The 20,229-nt window shown below is 54.3% G+C and carries 12 protein-coding genes; 1 reads left to right on the forward strand and 11 read right to left on the reverse strand.

What is annotated here, in order from left to right; all coding sequences use genetic code 11:
- Positions 1–12 precede the first annotated feature (12 nt).
- The 10 genes from AC0V60_RS15315 to AC0V60_RS15360 form a co-directional block, all read right to left on the reverse strand.
- On the reverse strand, positions 13–1,224 hold the full coding sequence (locus AC0V60_RS15315) for a DEAD/DEAH box helicase (protein ID WP_486179288.1): 1,212 nt from the start codon (positions 1,222–1,224) through the stop codon (positions 13–15).
- 91 nt (positions 1,225–1,315) lie between these two features.
- Positions 1,316–3,412 (reverse strand): TM0106 family RecB-like putative nuclease, encoded by a 2,097-nt coding sequence (locus tag AC0V60_RS15320; RefSeq protein WP_486179289.1) that lies wholly within the window; start codon positions 3,410–3,412, stop codon positions 1,316–1,318.
- 177 nt (positions 3,413–3,589) lie between these two features.
- Complete coding sequence (brxL, locus tag AC0V60_RS15325; RefSeq protein ID WP_486179290.1) at positions 3,590–5,665, reverse strand: BREX system Lon protease-like protein BrxL; 2,076 nt, start codon at positions 5,663–5,665, stop codon at positions 3,590–3,592.
- Between the two features lie 8 nt (positions 5,666–5,673).
- Positions 5,674–8,169, reverse strand: coding sequence for a BREX-1 system phosphatase PglZ type A (gene pglZ / locus AC0V60_RS15330; protein WP_486179291.1), 2,496 nt, complete (start codon positions 8,167–8,169; stop codon positions 5,674–5,676).
- Positions 8,169–11,705, reverse strand: a complete 3,537-nt coding sequence (pglX, locus tag AC0V60_RS15335; RefSeq protein WP_486179292.1) for a BREX-1 system adenine-specific DNA-methyltransferase PglX — start codon at positions 11,703–11,705, stop codon at positions 8,169–8,171. The genes pglZ and pglX overlap by 1 nt, the downstream gene beginning before the upstream one ends.
- The gene (locus AC0V60_RS15340) at positions 11,705–12,256 is read right to left on the reverse strand and encodes a hypothetical protein (protein ID WP_486179293.1); all 552 of its coding nucleotides are present in this window, start codon (positions 12,254–12,256) and stop codon (positions 11,705–11,707) included. Before AC0V60_RS15340 ends, pglX begins: the two co-directional genes overlap by 1 nt.
- The gene (locus AC0V60_RS15345; RefSeq protein ID WP_486179294.1) at positions 12,253–13,443 is read right to left on the reverse strand and encodes an ATP-binding protein; all 1,191 of its coding nucleotides are present in this window, start codon (positions 13,441–13,443) and stop codon (positions 12,253–12,255) included. Before AC0V60_RS15345 ends, AC0V60_RS15340 begins: the two co-directional genes overlap by 4 nt.
- Positions 13,443–16,961: a BREX system P-loop protein BrxC gene (gene brxC, locus AC0V60_RS15350; RefSeq protein WP_486179295.1), complete on the reverse strand. Its 3,519-nt coding sequence runs from the start codon at positions 16,959–16,961 to the stop codon at positions 13,443–13,445. Before brxC ends, AC0V60_RS15345 begins: the two co-directional genes overlap by 1 nt.
- A 5-nt stretch (positions 16,962–16,966) precedes the next feature.
- Positions 16,967–17,566 (reverse strand): DUF1788 domain-containing protein, encoded by a 600-nt coding sequence (locus tag AC0V60_RS15355; RefSeq protein ID WP_486179296.1) that lies wholly within the window; start codon positions 17,564–17,566, stop codon positions 16,967–16,969.
- 4 nt (positions 17,567–17,570) lie between these two features.
- Positions 17,571–18,155, reverse strand: coding sequence for a DUF1819 family protein (locus AC0V60_RS15360; protein WP_486179297.1), 585 nt, complete (start codon positions 18,153–18,155; stop codon positions 17,571–17,573).
- 505 nt (positions 18,156–18,660) lie between these two features.
- Here AC0V60_RS15360 and AC0V60_RS15365 point away from each other — a divergent pair.
- Entirely contained in the window at positions 18,661–19,296 is a 636-nt protein-coding gene (locus tag AC0V60_RS15365; RefSeq protein WP_486179298.1) for a S24 family peptidase, read from the forward strand.
- A gap of 11 nt (positions 19,297–19,307) precedes the next feature.
- Here AC0V60_RS15365 and AC0V60_RS15370 read toward each other — a convergent pair whose 3' ends face one another.
- Positions 19,308–20,225 (reverse strand): HNH endonuclease, encoded by a 918-nt coding sequence (locus tag AC0V60_RS15370; protein ID WP_486179299.1) that lies wholly within the window; start codon positions 20,223–20,225, stop codon positions 19,308–19,310.
- Positions 20,226–20,229 lie beyond the last annotated feature (4 nt).

Here is a 20,229-nt window from a genome sequence, read left to right on the forward strand (position 1 = left end):
CTGCAGGCCTGCTCATTGCGCTCTCTCGAGGTAGCGACAAAAGGCATTTGCAAGTTGCATTTGTCTCGGCGTGCGGCACTCGGCTTCGAAAACTTGCGGAGAGCCAACTAGGATCGTCACGCACTTCGCGCGGGATGTCGCAACGTTGAGGCGATTGAGACTGTAGAGAAACTCCATCCCTCGCGGAGCGTCTGCATGCGAAGAGCTGGCGAGCGAGTAGATAGAAATCGGCGCTTCCTGCCCCTGAAACTTGTCGACGGTCCCAACCCGCGCCTGCGGCAGGCGCTTCTGAATTTCGAAGACCTGCGCATTGTACGGAGCGATGATCAGGATGTCGTCACTTCCGATAGGACGCTCGTCCCCATTTCGGTCAACCCAGGTCGCTCCTTGCTTGAGAATATCGTCTACCAAGGCTGCGATAACGTCGGCCTCCGCCGGAGAACAGTTCTGATTGCCTTTGTGCTCGACGGGCAAGAAGCGGAGTCCCGTGCCCCCGGCAATGCCGCTGGCATTGACGCGTTGACCCGCCGTCTCCTGCTTCGATTCAAGCTTTCCCTCATAGAAGAGCTCTGACGTGTATCCGGAAATGTCGGGATGTAGCCGCCAGGTGACGTCGAGGAACAGTCCTTCGTCAGATGCTATCGTCTGTTTCCCCGACAAGAGATGGTCGAGAGCCGAGCATCCTGTGCCGTCCGGATGGCTTCCCTGCATTGGTTGATCGAGTTGCTGAGGATCACCGAGCAACACCAGCGTTTTGGCTGCCTGTGAGACCGCGAGCACATTTGCGAGGGACATCTGCGCGGCCTCATCGACGAAAAGAACGTCAGGACATTCAAACGCGTCTTCGGTGGACCACAGCCACGCCGTCCCGCCTGCAACCTGGCAATCGCCATGCAAAGCGGCGAAGACCTCACCGTTACTTTTCTTGGCAAAGCGAAGGCGGTCGGTCGCTTCTTCCTTTGAACCCCCTTTCGGCTTTTGAATGCACGCAAGCGGTATGGAGGTTTCCTCGGCAACCTCGATGACCTTGTCGAGAAGGTTGCGGATGACATCATGACCGTTGGCGACGATGCCTACCTTCTTGCCTTGCTTCACCAACTCGCAGATCATATGCCCGCCAGTGTGCGTCTTGCCGGTTCCGGGTGGCCCCTGGATCGGCAACACTCCTGACGCAACTAGCGGCGCAATCCGCACACCGGCGGCCAGCGGCGTTTCGTCGTCCATCCTGATGGGCGCATCACCTCCAACTTGCGGACCTACGCGCATGAGCATGTCACGGGCAGGCCGGTAGGCAGCGCCGTCGAACATGCCGTGCTCACAGACATAGCGCGCCAACCGCACCAGCGATTCCTGCATGGGCTTCGATGAAACATGCTCGTGGACGAAGATCGCTTTGGGATGCTCGCTCGCCATGGCGGAGGTCTTCTTGATGTCGACAGTCCGGTGGCTGCGGGAAATGTCCTCGACAGAACCGACCGATTGGCCGCCACTGGACCTTAATTCCCTTGCCCGGGCGTATGTCGGCTTCCTGAGCTGGAAAGCTGTAGCGGTCGACCGGACATTTTGCCGTTCCACCAACTGTCTCGATGTACTGGAGACCCGAGAGGCCCGCGCGTTCATCCAGTAGATCTTCGGCAGAAAGATCGCACAGGCGGAAGTATTCCCACCAGCCTGCCTTCTCCTCGCGGCGATGCCACTCGATCAGGTTGGCCAACAGCCAGCGACCATGCTCCTCGGCTGATCGATCGGCCGGATCGACTGGCACTCCATCGGTAAGTTGCTCGATCAACGGCGTGATCAGCTCGAGCCATTCGGAGAGGTTTTCGCTTGGTGCGCCATCGGCGAACTCCGGACGCGCAATGTCGGCTCCCTGTTCGACCAATTTCTGCCGCTGCACCTCCAGCCAATCGCGCAAGTATCGCGTCGCAACGCAGTCATCGCGGTTGTAAGCCTCGACGGTAGCGCGATCCTCGGCCTCGATCCCAGTGGGATCGTTCGCTTCGAGGCACAGCTGAAGCCGCGTCAGAGCTTGGTTCACATCGGGCAGCTTGGCGTCCCGCACATAGCCGAACAGGGGCTCTAGCTTCTTAATTGAGTAGCTTTCGACACCGGCACGAACAGCATGTCGTACCACGCTGAGCAGGTCGACAAGAACCTTGCCGCGCAGCAGCCTGTCAAGCTCATCTTCGCGAGTGGCATAACGGCCCATAAGCCGCTTGAGCGCTCCTGGCTCGTATCCGCCGTAATGATAGATATGGAGATTTGGATAAGTCTCGAGCCGTTCGATCACAAAATCGATGAAGGTCTCAAAGGCAGTTTTCTCCGCTTCAATATCAAGGGCCCATAACCCTTGATATCTTGCTTCACCATTTTCGAAGTAATGGAAGCCATGCAGATACTCTAGACCGTGCTCGCCAACGAACGAGTCTCCTTCGAAGTCCAGAAAGATATCTCCTGCATCAGGTTCAGGCAGGCAGGCCAAACCAAATCCAGGGACTGATGCAAGGAGCTCAAACTTGAGTTCTCCTGCAAGGCGGCTTTCAAGCTGGACACGGGCCTGCTCGCGAACGCGCGTAAAGCCCTCAACTGAGCCGCGTTCTGGTTTCCACTGCAAGGGCAAAGGCATTTCAGCAAGCTGACTGACTGTCTCAATTCCTTGCTCTTTGAGTTCAGACATCTGCAGGCTCGAAATGCCTGCCACGAGGCAAAGATGGTCGTCGTCGCGGCGCTGCTTGTCACAACGCGTGTTCCAGACGCAAATATCGCAATGCGCGGCCGGGTCCGGGTATGTTTCCTGCGACTCACCGGAAGTAAAAGTGGCCGCCATTCCTCCCTTAACCTGACGGTAGTATGCCCCGTAATCGGAGACGCGATAGCGCTCTGGCTCAAAATCGGTCCAGGGTGGAACGACGTACGCAAACTCTGGCGTACGGCCTTGAACCTCGCCGATGAGCTCAGAATAGAGGCAAAGCTGGAGGACTGTCCCGCCTTTGGTTTCGCGGGCGAGCTTGGTGTCGACAGCTTCATAGGACCAACCGCCGAAGTCGCTCGGCGTATCGACCTTCCGGAGAATATCGGCGCGACCGACCCATGCGCCCGAACGCAGAGCGCCCTGCACGATGACGTCAACGCCCGCGCGCATGGCCTCGTGTGTCGCTGCAACAGCGCCATCCGTAATTTCAACACCGTCGATATGCACGACGTGCAGCCCGAGGGATGCCAGGTGCTCGACATAGTCCTGCTCATGTTTGGCCCCGCGTTCCCACAAAGCTTCGAGCAGAGGGTCGTAGTATTTTGGTTTCGCCAGCTCACCCTTGGCAACGGCGTGTTCAAGACCACTCAGGTGCCGACAATTGAGGTAGCCAACCAAATCGGTCGCACTGAAGCGAAGCTGATCATTCTGGATTTTCACGAATGTCCTGCCTGAAGCAGAGATCTCAGCCGAATAAGCAATTTCTTTCTCCTCTCAAAGTCTACGCATAATTACGCGTTAAGACAGGCATTTGGGAAGACTTGGAGAAGTTTTGGGAAAATATCCATCAAGGTCGAAATAGAGGCATGGATCGTGAGGTTTTAATGTACCTCCGCTTTAGGCTTCCCGTACATAAGTCACATAGAAGTTCTTCAACATGCGGTGCTCTTGTAAACGGTCGCCAAGGCTAAACCCGTCCCGCTTCATCGGCGCTTGGAAGATATCGAGGCCTCGATCGAGAACGATTTTCCAGCCCGTGTCAGTGATGATATCTCTAGAGTGGCCAGTACCTGAACTGTCAAATGCCCAAGTGAAGTCAACGCCCGTGCCGGTGCATGCCTCTGTAATGCTATCGAGCAACTCGCGCTGCTTTTGCACGTTGTCATCGTCAGGCCCCGTGACGAGATGGATGGCCACCTGGTCTTCGAGCGCTTTGCGCTGAATGACCATTTCGACAAATTCCATCATGTTTTTGATCTGGTAGAAATAGCGAATGTAAGGGTCCGTCACGATGATCCGGGACGCTCCCTCCAGATAGGGCCCGAACAGTTTATTGTAGCTGATGCCCTTCCGGTTTTCGGCAAAGACGTGATGGCCCTCTTCGGCAACCGGCTTCGCAGGTCGTTTGGGAACTGGCGTCTGAGCTGGTTCAGGTCGGCTATCGGTCCCATCATTTTCGACAGCATCGCCAGCGTCATCCTGCTGCTTGGGGTCCAAGGCCGGTTTCAGATAGTAGAATTGTGGGAACTCTTGTTCTTCAACGGTCTGCACGCGACGCTTTTCACCGTCTGAGCCGGTGTAAGAGAAATCGACCTCTGGATAGGTCGCATCGATGCGGAACAGTTGGTCTTTTACGCGCTTCCGACCCTCAAGCGCGAGCTGCAATAGCTCTTCAACATCTTCGGCTGTTTCGCCCCCGGCGGGGAAAATGACTTTCAAAAAGCCAGACATGGTTTTGTAGACGGCATCACGGTCACGGGTAGAGATCTTCTCACTGATCTTGAAATGCAGGTCAGGCCGGTTGGAGAAGTCTTCCTGGCGCAAATGGCGAAGGATCTCGGCGAGATAGTCGACGATGAAACCGTATCCAGCGGTGAACATTTCACTGCGAATTACGTCGATCTCCCATCCGGGAAGATAGGCGTGAAGGCGGTCGATAAAGGCCGAGTCATGGAACTGAGGGGGAAGAGCTTCGAACAGGTCGCTGTTCTTAAGCATGAATGGCACATTGTGGTCTGTGTTCCCCACGAAAGCGAAACTTGCTTCGGCTCCCATGGGATTGATCCCGCGCGAGAAGGTCTTGTTCGCCATGTAGTTCTTCATGATGTCGACCAAGGCTTTGTTCGCGGTCTTTTCACGCCCAGCGAATTCATCGAAGGCCACGACATCCCAGTAGCCTACCAAGCCGATCCGTCCGTTCGCGTTATTCACGAACAATTTTGGGATGGTAACTTCCCCGCCGGATATCAGCTGCCCATGCGGAGAGAATTCTGAGTAGATGTGGGACTTGCCCGTTCCCTTTGGACCGAGTTCAATGATGTTATAGTTGCGCTCGACAAAGGGGATCAGCCGCATGAGTTGCAGGAGCTTGCTTCGACGACCGAAGGCTTCAGGATTGAATCCTATCGACTGCATAAGGAGGTCGATCCACTCGTCTTTGGAAAATTGCGCTCGCGCTTGCTTGTAGCCCTCGTAATCGACCTTTGCGATCTGGATGGGTTTGATGGTCTCAATCACCCACGGCGAAATCCGCGTGTCCTCTGAAAACTCGTATTGGACATCAGCAATGCACCATACGCCGGTCACCAGCAGCTTGGGATGCGCTTTGACTGTATTGCTGTCTACAGCGACCTTCTTAATGCCCAGATTGTCGAAGGTCGCTTCGTAGCTGTCTGTCTTTTCGTTCAAAGAGACGCTTATCTGGTCGATGACCTTGTAACGTCCTTTTTCCTTGATCGTTGATTGGATCAAGCCCGCTTCACTTCTGTGAACGTAGTGCTTCTTAAGTATATCTTTGACCGTATCGATCCCACTATCGATCGAGGCTTCATCGTCAGTCGCACAGTATTGGCCGAGCAGATACTCAAGGACATAGGTTGGGACGATTGCGTTGCCCTTGACCGCTTTCACCAGGTCTTTGCGGACCACATAACCTGCGAAATGCTCGTTAATCTTATCGTCAAGTGCGCTCATGAGTGTCCCTAAAAGTCGAAATCTGTCGATATGCCACGGCGCAATTGGAAGCGGTGACTTGTGTAATCTTCATAATGGCTTGTCTTGCCGACGCGCTCCCGAAGCTTGAGCAAAACGTCTTGATTGTTGAAGCGGTCCGCGTCCCGGGAAAGAAGGAACTTGAGTGGCAGCTCGCGTTCGCGTGCATTTTGCGAAGTGTAGTCGAAGGTGAGAGCATGCTCATCAGAGATGAGTGTGCCGTCGGAGGCGTAAATGCCAGCGAGAAGATCTCGTTGCTGCTGCTTTTCCGAGACGGGCTGAGCCTGATAGAGAGTGACCGAAGTTTGTCCGGACGAAATTAAACTCTTTCCGGCAACGATGATCTGAACTTCAACCGTCTCGACATCCGAGTCGCGTTGTTTCCCGACACGGATTACAGGAATGACAATTTCCTGAAGCGTCGCTCCGCCATGCACGAAACGACTGCCCGATCCTTTGACGCGCATACGATTGATGGAGTTTGGCAAAAGCACATCCAGGTCTCCCGCCAGCCCTAGGTCGGCTGAAGAGAACTTTTTCATGCCTGAAGTCTCTTGAAGATCGCGGCCGATAATGAAGCGACGGTTCTTGACGAGAATTTCGGCGCCCGCTGGGACCGCAATCGAAAATTCTGTCTCGTCCAAGGCGCGATGCTGATAGATAAAGCCGTGGTCGGCCGTCACCAAGATGTTTGAGAAGTTGGCTGTCGTGAGTTTGCGGACAAGCTTGGTCAAATCCTCGATGGCGTCCTGGGCAGCTTCGGCCGTGTGTTCCTCGGTGGCCAGCTTATCGCCAATGTTATCGATCCTGTTGTGATAGAGATAAAGGATGTCGTGATCGCGGAAGATCTCTTTGCCCTGATCCGCTTTCAAGCTCATAAAATCATCAGCTTTCATAGCTTTGGCTCGATCTCCCGAGCGCCCCATTTCCAGAACCTTTTCGCGGTTGACGGTTCCTTGAGTGGGTAGACCGAAAGAAGACACACTTGCGTCCGCTTCCAGCGTTAGATCCTTGTTGGGTAAGAGCGCCGCCATGCCAAGCTGCGTGTAGCTGGGCAGAGCAGAAATCATCGGTTCGAGCTCGGCGTCGAACCTATTCAGTTTGCGGATTTCGCGCAGGGCTTCTTCTGCAACCTCATAGCGCAAGGCGTCCGAGATAATCACCACCACCTTTTGATCTCGGCGGCGGAATTCTGCTGCCTGATCCACGTAGAAGTCCGTCTGGTTCGCGAAGCCCGAGATTCTCCAGTCCTTGAGCTGAGCAATGTGGTCTTGCCAAGCATCGTTCACAGCCTGAAGGAAGTTAGTCGTATACCGGTTTTCGACGCTCTCGAAGAGCGCGCTGAGGAGCGAGGCTTGGCCGCTCTTTTGCATATGATAGATGAATTTGCGGTAGAGCTGGTCGATCCTATACCAGTGGGAAACATAGCGCTTCACCCCCTCATCGGGGGAGGCCATAGTCAGGTTTGCCTCAGCCAAGGCCTGCTGGAATTCTGTGGCATGGCCGATGGCTTGGTAGATATCTTCGTAGGTCGGATACCAATGGCTTTGTCTCCGCTCCCGTACGGCTTTCAATACCTCAGCTGATGACACCGTCTGACTTGCCATCTCATGTACGAGAGAACGGATGATATGGCGATCGATCTCCTCGAAGTGATCAATCGCACCCAGAGTCTTGATGTCGCGGTCTTGCACATCCTCAGGTATATTCAGGAGGTCCTGATACTTACCGCTCAGCGTTTCAAAGGCGGTCGACCATAGGCGATTGTTTTTCCAGCGGCGGAAGACAAGCAAGGCTTCGCCATTCAGCTTGCCATCCTCACCCAGAGCGCGGGCATAACAGGACTGGAACAGGGTTATCGCGAAGTCTTCGAAATCGGGCTCTTCGCTCGTGTAACCGTAGGCATTCTCAACCTGCTTCCAGAAGAACACTGTCAGGCCGGAGCGTTCAATCAGGCGCATGGAGTCGTCGCGCTCGTCTGCGAGCTCTGCCAGCAGCTCCTCGATGACCGTATCCAAGGCACCCTGAGCCCCTGCGCATACGGCGAGCATACGGCGTAGCACTTCGCTCTTTGTGTCTGAAGGAGTGACCGACTGCTTCAGCGCTTCGATGCGAACTTTGGAGCGGTAAAACTCCATATGGTCGCGCACCACGTCTTCAAACTGCAGCGGCAGGCCCAGTTCCGCTAGCCAGATTGCCGCCTGATCTGCTTTGAACACACCACTGGCGAAATACAGATCCAGCAGCCAATTGTCGGCCATTTCAGGCGCGGGCCCATCGTGAAACACCAGAAACTTCTGGCGAGGCTCCTGCCGCAGCATTCGGTATTTCAGACCGAACTCGTTATTCGCGATCTCGACCTTCTGCACGTCTGGCAGATCAACTGCGTCAAATTCACCCCGCATGTCGCGCGCTGCATCGTACCAGAACACTATCCGGTGCTCGTCGAAGAGCAGCTTAAGACCCGTTTCGATACGGCCTGACATCAGCTCAACCCAGCGATCTTCTTCAAGGCCGATCCGAACTTCGGATAGTTCGCTTTAACCCCGTCATCGAGATCGATCTCGATCTTCTGCTGCGCGAGTGGGAAGATCACATCTCGTTCCCATTCGTTCAGCTCATCGATCTGCTTGGCGACTTTGGTCGCATCCTTCAGCGCTTTGGTCTTCTGACCTTGGCTAGCGGCAGGGTCGTCGGAGAGCTTCTCTAACCTTGTACGCTCTCCCTCGAGCTTGGTGATAAACTCGCGCAGGTAATCGTTGAGGATGACTGAAAGAGTGTCGTCCCGATAGCGATGCATGTAAATCAGCGCGTTGAACGTGCCTTTGGGGGAGGAGACCATCCAGTAGATCGGGCGCTTTTTGTAGCGCTTTACGTGGTCGGAATAGAAATCCTTGGTAAAGTATTTGCGGATGTCCTTGCCAAGGCTGTCCTCGATGAACTTCAGGTTCTCGCGGAAATGCGTCTCGCCGAAGGTCACGCGCAGGAACAGGCGGAAGCGTTCGGTGATGTCGTCGGGGAACCAGTTTTCGTCAAGCACTGGGATAACGTTGTCTCCGTCCGGCATGAAGCTGGGCTCGGTGATGCGGGCGAGGTAATCCTGCAGCCGCTCGCCCTGATTGGCGAGGATCAGGCCCGGCGCGTCGAGGCTGTAGCGGCCGAACATGCAGCCCACGGCGTAGCTAAGGAACTCGGCCATCGTGTCGGCGCGCAGGCGGACCTCGCGGTCGTACTCGGAGATCTTCACGCCATAGCGATAGGCAGGGTTGCAGGTGAGGGTGATCTCCTCGATCGGCACCTCGGGGGTCAGCTCATCCTGCAGAGCATAGGCGTTGATGAAGATGCGGTTGTTCTCTTCCTCTAGCCGCTGCATTTCGTCGGCCATGCCCTGCCAATGTGCGCGGAGCGTGGCATAGCTGTCTGCCAGCGTCTCGCCGGCATGATCGGGCGAAAGCAGCGGGAGCGTGGCGAAATCCCAGGAGGTTTCGTAGGCGTCCCAGTCGGATTTACTTAAGGATATGATGCTGTTCGTCATAAGTGTTGCATCCGAAGCGGCAGCGTTTCTTCTTGCTTTTGGCAACACGGGTATCTTGCTGAGGTGCTCAGCCTCAAAATTCAGTGTCGGCGAAAGTGCAGCCAAGAATGACGTGACAACACATGAGTTGAGTAAGCCCGTAAAATAGGCCGTGTCCTTCTCGCCCTCAAAGAAGATAGCTGACCCTGCAACATCGAAGATGAAACCAGAAGGAAAGTACCGAACCGCAAAAGATCCAGTCGAGATCTTGGACCAGCTCACACAGGGTTGGAAATAGTATTCTTGGTTTTTTAGTCTTCCGCCAGGGCTGGTTTTGTTCAGCTCTTCGTGGAAGTCTTTTATTTCTTCACCATCATTTGCATAATTTATGGCAAATTCTTGGTTTCCGTACCAACGGCGAAACTCGCCTCCTTTGTTATAAGGAAACCATTTTTTTGAACTCGCTGCCGCGCTTTCTCTATCAGTGAGGCGAAGTCCAAACTGCGATTTTGAAATTTCACTCCACACACGCAGGAAACGATTGTTGTCTGAGGTGGTCGCTCCCTGTCTTGGCTTGGAGGTTTCGCTCAGTCCGTCAAGAACTCGAAATAGCTCGTAAAATCGGTCGCTCTGCCAGTAGACAATCGGACTGCCGGGAATGCTCTGCACCTGCTCGGCAGATGCGTTGAACTTGGCGAAGTGCTCTGCCTCACGCGCTGCCGCAATCAAAAGGTCATTTTTTTCGCTTTCGGAACGGCCCTGAGTAAGGCGAACATACTGCCCTATATGCTCCCTCATTTTCACCTTCTGAATCACGAATGCCGTGGTTGAGACGACCGAGCCTCCGATTGAGTCAAATGCTCGCTCTCCAAGATGAGCCATAGAAAGAATGGCGCCATTCGAAAGCAATGAGCCTCTTAGCTTCTCGAACGATGACAGAAACATCCATGACTGCATGTTTATCATGGACATTAGGCCATTTACGACGGCCAAAGACATGCCGCGCTCCATAAACATTGCGAACAGGTCCGACTTGCTGTCCAAGTAACTCTGTTTGGCGAAGACCTGGAGCTTTCCGTTCATTCCCTTGCTACCCATATATGGCGGGTTGGCCACCACCACGTGATACTTCGGCGACAGCGCCTCGGCCATGTGCAGCACGGAGATGACGCGCTCCTGCACTTCTTTCAGCAGCAGATCGCCGCCAAAATCCCGCGCCTCGATAACCCTTAGGGTCTCTGCCGGATCACGCAGTTTCGGTACGATCAACGAGCCGAAGTTCTTTACCTGCTCGAACTGCAAGAGCGTCTCGCGCAGCTCATCAGTGAATAGGTCCTTGCCCACCACGGCAGCCACGTCCTGCATCTCGGCCTCTGTAAAGGCTACGTTCTGCAACACGCAGATGGGTGGCTTGGCCTCCAGCCGCAAAAACCGCCGCCGCCCCAGCCGCGCCGCCGCCTTCATCGCCAGCGCAAAGGCCGCAAGCGCGCCCGCGCGGTCGTCGATCTCCACCCCGGTCAGATTGTGCTTGAGGATCAGCGCGGGGATATCTGTCCCGTCATATCCCTCTTCCTCGTAGATGGCGTAGAGCAGGTCAAAAGCATAGGTCAGCATGTGCCCCGAGCCCGCGGCCGGATCGCAAATGCGGATCTCTTCGGGCTTGGTGATGCGCAGGAAGTCTGTTTCGGGCTCTGCTGGCGCGATGTAGTAGTCCATCTTGGCTGCCAGTTCGCTGTGCGGATTGTTGAGCAGCCAAAGCCGCCCAAGCGAGTTCTCGACCAGATAGCGGACGATCCAATGTGGGGTGAACAGCTGTGTAGCGGCGGGGATGTTCTCGGCCGTGATCTTTTGGTTCTTCTTCAGCCCCGCGAAGACCTGATCCTTCTTCTCCGAGATATAGAACTGATAGAGCCAGCCGATGATCTCGACGTCTTCACAGACGTCAGGCGTCATTGCTTCACGAAGGTATGCGAGTATCGATGCGTTGGACTGGAGGTCCGAAGGCATTAGAAGCTCGGCGTAATCGTCGATGCGCTCGAACATAAAAGGCATAGCGTCGTGCCAGTAGTTGCATGCGGCAACGACAAGCAGTCGGTAAGCCTCACCCTGCGGGTCGGGGCTCGAGGTGCGACCATCCAGTAGGCTAAAGACCTCATCTCGAGTGATTTCGGGGACGATTTGCTCGTTGATACTCCCCGACTTCGCATCCGAGAGTATTTCCGGTTGAAATTGACCAACGGACGGAGACACAACGCGAACCGGGGAGAGACCGTTGACATCCATGTACCGCAAAGCAGTGAAGCGGTTGAACCAGGTGTAGGCGACCTTTTCGACAACTTGCTCTCGTCCGAGTTTGCCAACTAGTGCCTCAAGCTTCTTGAAGGCTTTTGGGTATTCACGCCGAGCCGACGAGCCGTCGCTCAAGACGGCTTCCAGCCTTGCGGCAACTTGATCAATCAAGGTACTCCGCGCAAATTGCGCAAATTTCCTGAGCTTTGTGGTATCCATCAGGCGCCGACCTCCGCAATAGGAGACACTTCTGCAACTCGGGCTACAGGCCAATCAACAAATGTTTTGTTCCAAACATCGACGGACATCACAACGCAGTCAGCTATGTGTTGCCGTCGCCAGGGAGTGTCTGTTTCACAGCGAATGTCTGCCAGAAGGCGATCTTTGAATCCTGTAAGCAAGGCCTTCTGCTGAGACGGATCGTACGCATCTAGACCGATGAGCACGACATATTTGAACGGCTTCGTGTCGCGCTCCATCAAGTGCAAAAACGTGTATGAACTGCGTGCTTTCGGCGTTAATTCTTGGGTTAAGATTGAATTGTCCGAGAGCCTCTTGAAGTATCTTGCGCGCTCATCCGCTGGGGTTCTCTTGTTTGAAGGATCCTTGATTTCAACAAGCAAAATGTCGTTTTCTCGTTCGATAACGAGATCGACAAATTTCATTTGAACCGGGAGCTTCACCCCCTGCTTGTCAAGTTCATCCCATTTCGCTTCATCTGGAAAAGAAAACACGAGATCAGCATTTTGCTCGGCTTTGTATAGCTTCATATGCTCGACACCTCGAGCGCACGAGCCATGTCTTCATCGAAGAGTTCAGCAAAAGTGTCTGATATGGCCGTCTTAGAAATAAGCGAATAGCTATCCGCGCTTTCGACGCTCATTTTCTGCGTTGTGGGATCCTGATAAATCGCGTGGAAACGAATATGGTCTTCTTTCCCTTCGTCCATAAGAAGGTCTAGCCACTTCAACAGGACATAGTCGTGGGTGGCGAGAATGATTTGTTGCCCGTTTCGGGAGAGTTCCAATAGCACCTGAACCAACTTTTTCATCAGTTTCGGATTCAGGTTCGACTCTGGCTCATCCCAAAGAAGGGGCCCCGTGTTGCCAGGGCTTATGGATCCGTTACACAGCAAGCGATGAAGAACACCGATTTTTCGATATCCTTCAGCGGTCATTCCAGTGGGAAATCCCTCGACGTCGGTTGGGACAAATCTGGTCTCCGTCGAGTCTTGATATGCCTTTGCGATTTGAGCTCTAGATTTCGCCTCACCGCCTTCTCTATTGGACTGGGCCCGTTCTTCATATTGTCCGGGCTGAAACTCGAACTCACCGTCATTTTTTTCGCGATATCGCCCTACTACAAGAGCAACCAGATCGCGGATCACATTAGAGAGTCTTGGATCTTCGAGGAGGTCAGATGTTTTCTCGTCGAAGCCGGGCTTCACGAGAAGTTCTGCAAGGTTCAGATACCCATCATCGAATATCATCTCGACAGTGTCGCGATCATGCTTCGGGTGGCGAATGCCACGAACTAAGGAAAGCACTTCTTTCGTCGGAATGTAGACCGGTGTGTTTGCAGACTTGGGTGTCACAGCGTCGGCGGAAGAATCCATATACTGAGACCGCGCGCCGAAAGTCACTTCCGTGGCGGATCCATCAGCGCTTACCAGTCGCAGCCGAGTCAGCGATCGTGTCCCTTTGGATGAAAGGGTCCCAATTCTATCGTTCTCAGTAGAAAATATGCGCAGGAATTTGCCCGATGCAGATGCCACAAATCCGTCGTCGGAGCGATCAGGATACTGTCCGTCGGCTAACAGGCCTAAGCCATAGATAGCCTTCAATAGAAGTGTCTTCCCAGTCCCGTTTGATCCAATGACAACGTTGACCCGAGGGGAAAGAGCAAGGTCGAGGTGTTCGAATACGGCAAAGTTATCGAATTCAAGATTGGCTATCACTAGACGATCACCTTTTTGCCTGCTCGGATTTCGTTCAGGAGGGCCCCTTTCATCGCATCAAGATACTCATCAACGTCGGCCTCATCGGTCAGCAGCGTTTTCGGGGAGGCGACCTTCAACTGTGAGGCAAGGACCGTTGTGGGAGCCTGCGGCGCCGGCGCTGGCCCGTCGGATTGGCCTGGCTGCGGCTGAGTCCCTGGTGCTGGGCGCGCGAGACGATCCAATTCAGTGACAACGTCTGATAGCAGGTTGGTGCGTGCACCATTGGCGCGATCGCGCAGTACGGGAATCAAAGTGACCGTATCGAGGCCTTCTTTGTGGTTATCAATGCGCGCGGTGATGCGCGCCTGTTGGTCAGTATCGAGCGCCTGGAAGTCCGGCATTTGTGCGATCTTGGCTGAAACGTCTTCTACCTCTGCGATGACAGCTTTGCGCTCCTCAAGCACCTTAAGTTCGACCTTGTTTTTCAGATCAAAAAGATCGGACTTGAGGTTCTGGATCGTCGATCCTTTGAAACAGTTCGGATCCTCCAATGCGGCACTCAGCTTCGCACCACCGTCAGGGTTTACATAATCGATATTGGCAGACTGGCTGGCGAGCATATCGCGGGCATCGTCGTAGATGTCCTTTTGTGCGCCGCCCATGAAGGACTTCACCTTGTCGAGGATATCCTCCTTCGCGTTCAGAAGGTCATCCTCGCGCTTAGGCGCCTCTGAAATATACCAGTTCGCCGGTTTGCCCTTCATGCTCCGCAGCAGCTCATTGAGTGGCTCGAGCGAAGTCAGGAACGGGTAGCGGTACGATTGGCGAACAAGTTCGTCCACTTCGGCTTCAAGCACATCAATGCTTGCAGTCCATTCTGCACCCAAACTGCGCGCGTCGGTTCCCGAGGAGGGGTGTGCAAAGAGTTCCTGATAGAGCTCCTTTGCTCGCCGAATTTCGGCGGCAGTGAATTCCGTTTGTGGGGTAAGCAATATGTTCGGAAGCGCGTGGCTGTTGTTCAACGCTTTGGCGAGATCCAGTCCCTCCTTCACAGCGCTGTCCAGTCGCGCTTCGATCTTGCCCCTCGCGACCAGACTACCTGCAAGGCAAAGGACCGCATTTACTGGCCAGCCGTAAGGTTTCGACGTGAAGCGATCAGCCAGATATTTGAAGGAGACTTTTACACCGTTGCGTGCCTGCGCATTGATGAAGCTGAGGACGTCTTGCTCGGCCTCATTGATCCCTGTGCCGTCAGATCCGAAGAGCCTACTTTCAGCTTGCACCGCCTTGTTGATATCAGCCTCGGTATAGCTAACACCGCGCAGCATCGGGAGATTGGTGTAAACCTTGTCGACCAGCGATTGGAACGCCTTGGCGATGCGCTCTTGAGCATCTTCACCGCCGATCTCGAGTTCGTCACCTCTAACGAACAGGCGAGCGCTTCCCATCAATTTGCGGAGCCGCATTTCGAGGTCTTTTAGGCGTCGACTGTTTTGCTCCCCTTTTTCCGCGACAATGCGATCACGTCCTGGCTGCGGTGAGCCGCTGCGTGACTGGCGGATGAACTTGTCGGTTTGCTTGAAAAGGATCAGGTCGCGAACGAAGGTCGCATCTGGATTCATGGCAACCGCAAGCTCTTCGCGAGACATAGTTTTCATACGAATGCCATCGGGGCTTTCAACTTCATCGCTCAAGGGTGAAACCAGATTGATGGCCAACTCGTATTCGCGTCCTACAGCGTGATCATCCAGCTTTCGGGTGAAGGGGTATTCGTTATTTGTCGCGAGATGTTTGATCTTACGGTGACGTAGAATGGTATCGAATGCGAGAGTTTCGAGTTCTTTCGAGAGCTCGGACGGATCGATGTCGAGAGCCTTGATTTCGGCTTCGACATCCTTTTCTTCATTGGTCAGGAACTCATAGACCTCGCCATTGCGCTGGATATAGGTTTCTCTCTCCAAACGGCTTAATGCTTCCTCAATCTTGCGGCGCATTGTCGTCTGGTCCGCCTCAAATTCCGACAAAAGCAGAATGGCGATGTTGCGAACCGACGGTTTGAAGCCCTTGACATATTTGACGAGGAACAAGGACTTTAGGACTCGAACGGCAAAGGGGTCGTCCAGATTCTTTTCGGCGATCTGAATGCTCTGTTGCACCGAAGACTTCAGCGCGGTGCGTATCCCTTCAAACATGAGGTCAAAGGTGGCCAGCCCACCAACCTCCTGGTCTTTCAGCTTCTTGGCAACCTCTTGGAAGACGGCCAGCATCGACCGCTCGCCAACAGAGCTGTGCTTGCCTTCAAATGCGTTGTGCTCCGATAAAGACGTGATCGCCATTTGAAAGAGATCGTACTGATAGGGAGGGAATGGATAGCTCGATATGAAGTGGTCGCGATCGCGATAGTTTTTGAGCTTCTGCGACCCGTCCGCAAAATCGAAAAGTGTCTTGAGGTTGTTTTCTTCGCGATCATGCAAATTGCCGAGCGTCACTTGGCCTTCAGAAGTCTTGGCGAGCAGGCGACGCTGGATGACTTCGGCGACATCGGCCGAATTCAGCGGCATGCGGTTGCCGAAGCGAGCTTGAATTTTGGAGAAGTCATTCTCCTGCCGCTGGGTCATATCGCCGATCACGGACGCCATGTCCTGCTGCGCCGTTACGATGATCCATGCCTGGCCCTTGCACTTGGTGTTGAGGCTTTCTGCGATGGTCTGCAGATTGGTCATCAGTTTTACGTTGTCGGCAATATATTGGCCGACTTCGTCAACGAAGAAGTTCACTCGAAAACCCTTGGGTTGATCATCAATCCAAGCTTTCACAGTGTCTGCGAAGTCCTCAATCGAGACACGCGTGTCCTTTCGGTATTGGCTCAAAATGTCTTTCGCATCCGATGATTCGCCACCAGTTGCCGCGGCAAACGCGGTCGCGATATTTTTGGCTTCGAGCAGCGCCTGTTCTCTTCCGTGCTCCCAGTCCTTTCCTGCAGCGCTTCGGAAGGCTTCTTTGAAAGCCTCAAATTGCCCGCGGCTTTGCAGATCGCGTTCGAATTGCGCGATGTGAGGTTGCTTGCCATAGAACCCGCAAGCTTCGTCGAAGACTTTCTGGAACACAGATAGAAGCGCATCGACATCCGTCTTCGAGATGACATCGGCCTTCTGGTCGATGTTGAACAGAATTGATTTCGACGGGATAGAAACGGCCTTGTTGAGGGCGCCGGCGAGCATCGGCTCGTCTTTGAGTTTTGCAGCAAAGATCTCGTGAGCAGTTTTTCCGTCGACCTCACGGTTTTCGAGCAGCAAGGCCAACATTTTTAGCAAGTGAGACTTACCAGAGCCAAAGAAGCCAGAGATCCAGACGCCGTTTGAGGTGTCATAAGTGTTGTAAGCTTCGAGGAATTGCTCGAGCCTTTGGCCTATTTCACCCGTAATGACGTACTCGTCGAGCTCGACGCGAAGGCTGGCCTCATCATCAGCCTTGATGACGCCATCAATTGCGCGATCGACGGGCTTTTCAAAAATGTCTTTTAACAGCTGAGCCATTGGGCTTAGACCTCGTAATTCAGGATGTTGAAGGCGCGGTAGTACTTGTCGTCATGGAGCTGACCGAAGAGCTCCAGCGACGCGCCAGTTGCCAATGCATGGGTGTAGCTTCCCGGGAAAAAGAGTACGGTGGGCGCTTCTTTCGCGGTGCTCTGTAGATTGTTCAAAACGTTGTGTGAGCGGATGTAGGGGTACACTTCACCAACGCCGGACAAGAAGATGACGTCGTGCGGTGTGGCTGCGATTGCCTTAGCAATATGTGGGACGAGATGAGCCTTTGGATCTAAGACCCCCTGCAAAAGTTCCTTAATCTCACCCTTGCTGTTTTCCGCCTCAATCTCGAGCACCTCTTCGAGAATCCCACGCTCAGCTAGGATAGTGAGTGCAATATCAAAGAGGTTCAAATCCAACACCCGGGTACCGGAATGTTGAAGGCGAGTAACGAGATCCTCGCGATCTTCGACCATTGTGAGCCCTTCCTCTGCGGGAAAGGGATAGATGAAGAATGGGACTTCGTTTCCGAGGCCTTGCTTAGTGAGGAAGCGCTCACTTCTGATTACGCGATAGAGATGCTCGGCGCGCTCTTTCCGGTTTAGTTCACGCATCAAATCAGCCTCCCTCGACCGGAACACTGGGGAATATGGCCAGTTCGCTGGGGTTGGTGGCTTCAATCATGTGCCGCACGCGGGTTGAAATGACAGCCGTCTGAATGCGGTGATCTTCTGAGATTATTCCGGCCTCACGCATTATTCGGAACATGATCTGACGAAGCTTGAGGCGGGTTGATTGGCTCAGACTGGCCAAGTCATCATCCCATTCCGCTTTTGCCTCAAGAAGAATGTCAAAGCTTTCGAGGGGCAGTTCGAGTTGGTAAGCAAGGTATCGATCCCGCACCACTTCGACGGCAAATTCACGTATGAAACGGTAGGCTCGGCAAGTGGCGACCCAGAGAAGCGCTTGTTGTTCAGAACGGTCAGCCTCATCCAAAAGGTAAGCGCGCTCGTCGGTTGTTAGAGTAAGCAGGCGGTTCGAGATTTCACGCAAGGATCGGCGGTTCGATGCTGACTTTGGCAGGCTCGTTGCGCCTTCCTCCATGGCCCTGAGAATCGTGTCCTCCCAAGACTCTCCATCTAGATGCAGGCGCGCGACTTCCAAGCTTTCGTTATGGAAGAGACCCCCGGTGCTAAATGACATTTTGTAATCTTGTTTGGCCGAAGCACTCATCCCATCCCCTTGAAGCTCGTCTTGCTGACGAGCTCACGTAGCCCTTCTCCAGCGGCAGAACTAGCCTGATCGCGGCGAGTCCACGGAGGAGAAGCTCTCACAAATTGATCTAGAGAAGTGAGAGCATCGCGCCAAGATATGTTTCAGCAATCTCAAGAGAAATTCAGAACCGCAGTAGTCATTTTACAATGATTTATCTGCGTTGAGGTAATCCTCCACCTTCTCGATAGTCCTTCTGCGCGGCCTGCGGCCAGCTCTTAGATCAAGAACGAACCGAGGGTCGCCCACGGCACGCCGACCGAACCGCGTCGCCGACATGTGCGATTCCTTGAGATGACGCTCTATTCTATCCAATAACTTCATGGGCTCTCTCGACTCACTCAACGCTTGTGTTCTTGTTTTGTTCTTAGTAGGAAGGTTCCATCGAGTCTAGGAGATTTCCTTCACTCCTCAGACCGTCAGAAGGAATTAGACGATGGAACATGTCAGAGAGGAGCTTGACCGGCTGATCCAGCAGCGACGGCTCGGCTATTCGGCTATTTCGCGGTTGATCGGACGCAATTCGTCCTACATCCAGCAGTTCATCAAGCGCGGCTCACCGCGCAAACTCGATGACGATGACAGACGCGTCCTCGCGAGCTTCTTTGGTGTTGACGAACAAGTCCTTGGCGGCCCGCCCGCACCGATACGCGATGGGCTGATCGAGATCCCGGTGCTCAGCGTCGATGCGTCGGCAGGCTTTGGAGCGATTGCCGAAAGCGAAACGGCACATACCCGTTTCGGCTTTGATGAGCGCTGGCTCGCCGCGCTGACACGGGCAAAGAGCGCAAGCCTCTCGATCATCCATGTATTGGGCGACTCCATGGAGCCGACACTTAGTGATGGCGACGAAGTGCTGGTCGATGCATCGGACGAGGGTTCACGGCTGCGTGACGGTATCTACGTTCTGCGCGCCGATGACGCTTTGGTGGTCAAACGCGTGACGCTCAAGCCCGGCGGACGCAAAATCACTATCAGCAGCGATAACGCAGCCTATCCCAGCTGGGACGATGTCGACCGGTCAGAGATCCAGGTGGTCGGCCGGGTGATCTGGTTTGGCCGGGCGGTCTAAAGCTCGAACAGTCAGAAACCGGCAAAACGAGCCCGATGCTTGGCCACAAAGTCGGGACGGGGATGATCTTTGGGGTCAGCCGGTAGTCTGATCTGCTGGCCTGACGGGGGGAACAGCGTAAGCAATTCGGATGGCACCTTATTGTGCGACACCAGAAGGCAAAAGTTGTCGTCGAAGCTAATAAGGTGACGATCAAACAGCCAATGCGCTGTTGCCGAGAGCGCTACACCATTGGGCACAATATCGGGGCCGCCATCCGCTACTGACCAGATGTGAGCTGCCTGCGCTTCTGCTTTCCCGCCACCATTGACGATCCGCAAACCCGTCACGGCACAGGTGCTGTCGTAGGCATCGAGAACATGATTGCGGAAGGCGGCCGATCGGATCTTCTTGTTCACGAGGATCTGCTCGATCCGGCGCTCGCCAAATTCCTCGGCCAGCAACCCAGCAGTCGCATCATCAATGTACCGCTCGTCGAGCTCAAGCCTGATCCGGTTGTCCGGATCCAGCGTCTCACGCAGACCCTTGTTGACGATGGCAACGAAATCGTCGCTATCGAGCGTTCGCACCGATTTGCCGCGCAGCGTCCTTCCTGCATCGCCCGGACGGGCCATCTCGCGCAAGAAACGCTCGGCAAAGCGTCCGTCCGTGTCGCGATAGGCAACCGCATCATCGAACGGCAGATAATCTCTGACGCGCGCATAATAGTGGGTCGGATCAGCCTCATCGGGATCGATCCACTCAACAAAGGCTGTCGCAATATAGGCCATGCGGCCACCGGAAACGCGGGTCTCACGGTAGAGTATCCAATCGTTCTCGAGCTGCTTGGCTTCGGACAGATATTGCGAGGGGAAATGATACCGCTCGGTGATGAGGTCGTCATAGCGCGAATTGCCGCTGATTTCGAACACGCCCTTCACTGACGACACTCCG

This window comes from Erythrobacter sp. S259 (genome assembly GCF_057364965.1).

Bases quoted from the DNA above. Each gene is read 5' to 3' on its own strand.
- AC0V60_RS15340 (WP_486179293.1), bottom strand. From the start codon at position 12,256: ATGAAGCTATACAAAGCCGAGCAAAATGCTGATCTCGTGTTTTCTTTT.
- brxC (WP_486179295.1), bottom strand. From the start codon at position 16,961: ATGGCTCAGCTGTTAAAAGACATTTTTGAAAAGCCCGTCGATCGCGCA.
- AC0V60_RS15355 (WP_486179296.1), bottom strand. From the start codon at position 17,566: ATGCGTGAACTAAACCGGAAAGAGCGCGCCGAGCATCTCTATCGCGTA.
- AC0V60_RS15360 (WP_486179297.1), bottom strand. From the start codon at position 18,155: ATGTCATTTAGCACCGGGGGTCTCTTCCATAACGAAAGCTTGGAAGTC.
- pglX (WP_486179292.1), bottom strand. From the start codon at position 11,705: ATGGATACCACAAAGCTCAGGAAATTTGCGCAATTTGCGCGGAGTACC.
- brxL (WP_486179290.1), bottom strand. From the start codon at position 5,665: ATGAGCGCACTTGACGATAAGATTAACGAGCATTTCGCAGGTTATGTG.
- AC0V60_RS15365 (WP_486179298.1), top strand. From the start codon at position 18,661: ATGGAACATGTCAGAGAGGAGCTTGACCGGCTGATCCAGCAGCGACGG.
- pglZ (WP_486179291.1), bottom strand. From the start codon at position 8,169: ATGTCAGGCCGTATCGAAACGGGTCTTAAGCTGCTCTTCGACGAGCAC.
- AC0V60_RS15315 (WP_486179288.1), bottom strand. From the start codon at position 1,224: ATGGACGACGAAACGCCGCTGGCCGCCGGTGTGCGGATTGCGCCGCTA.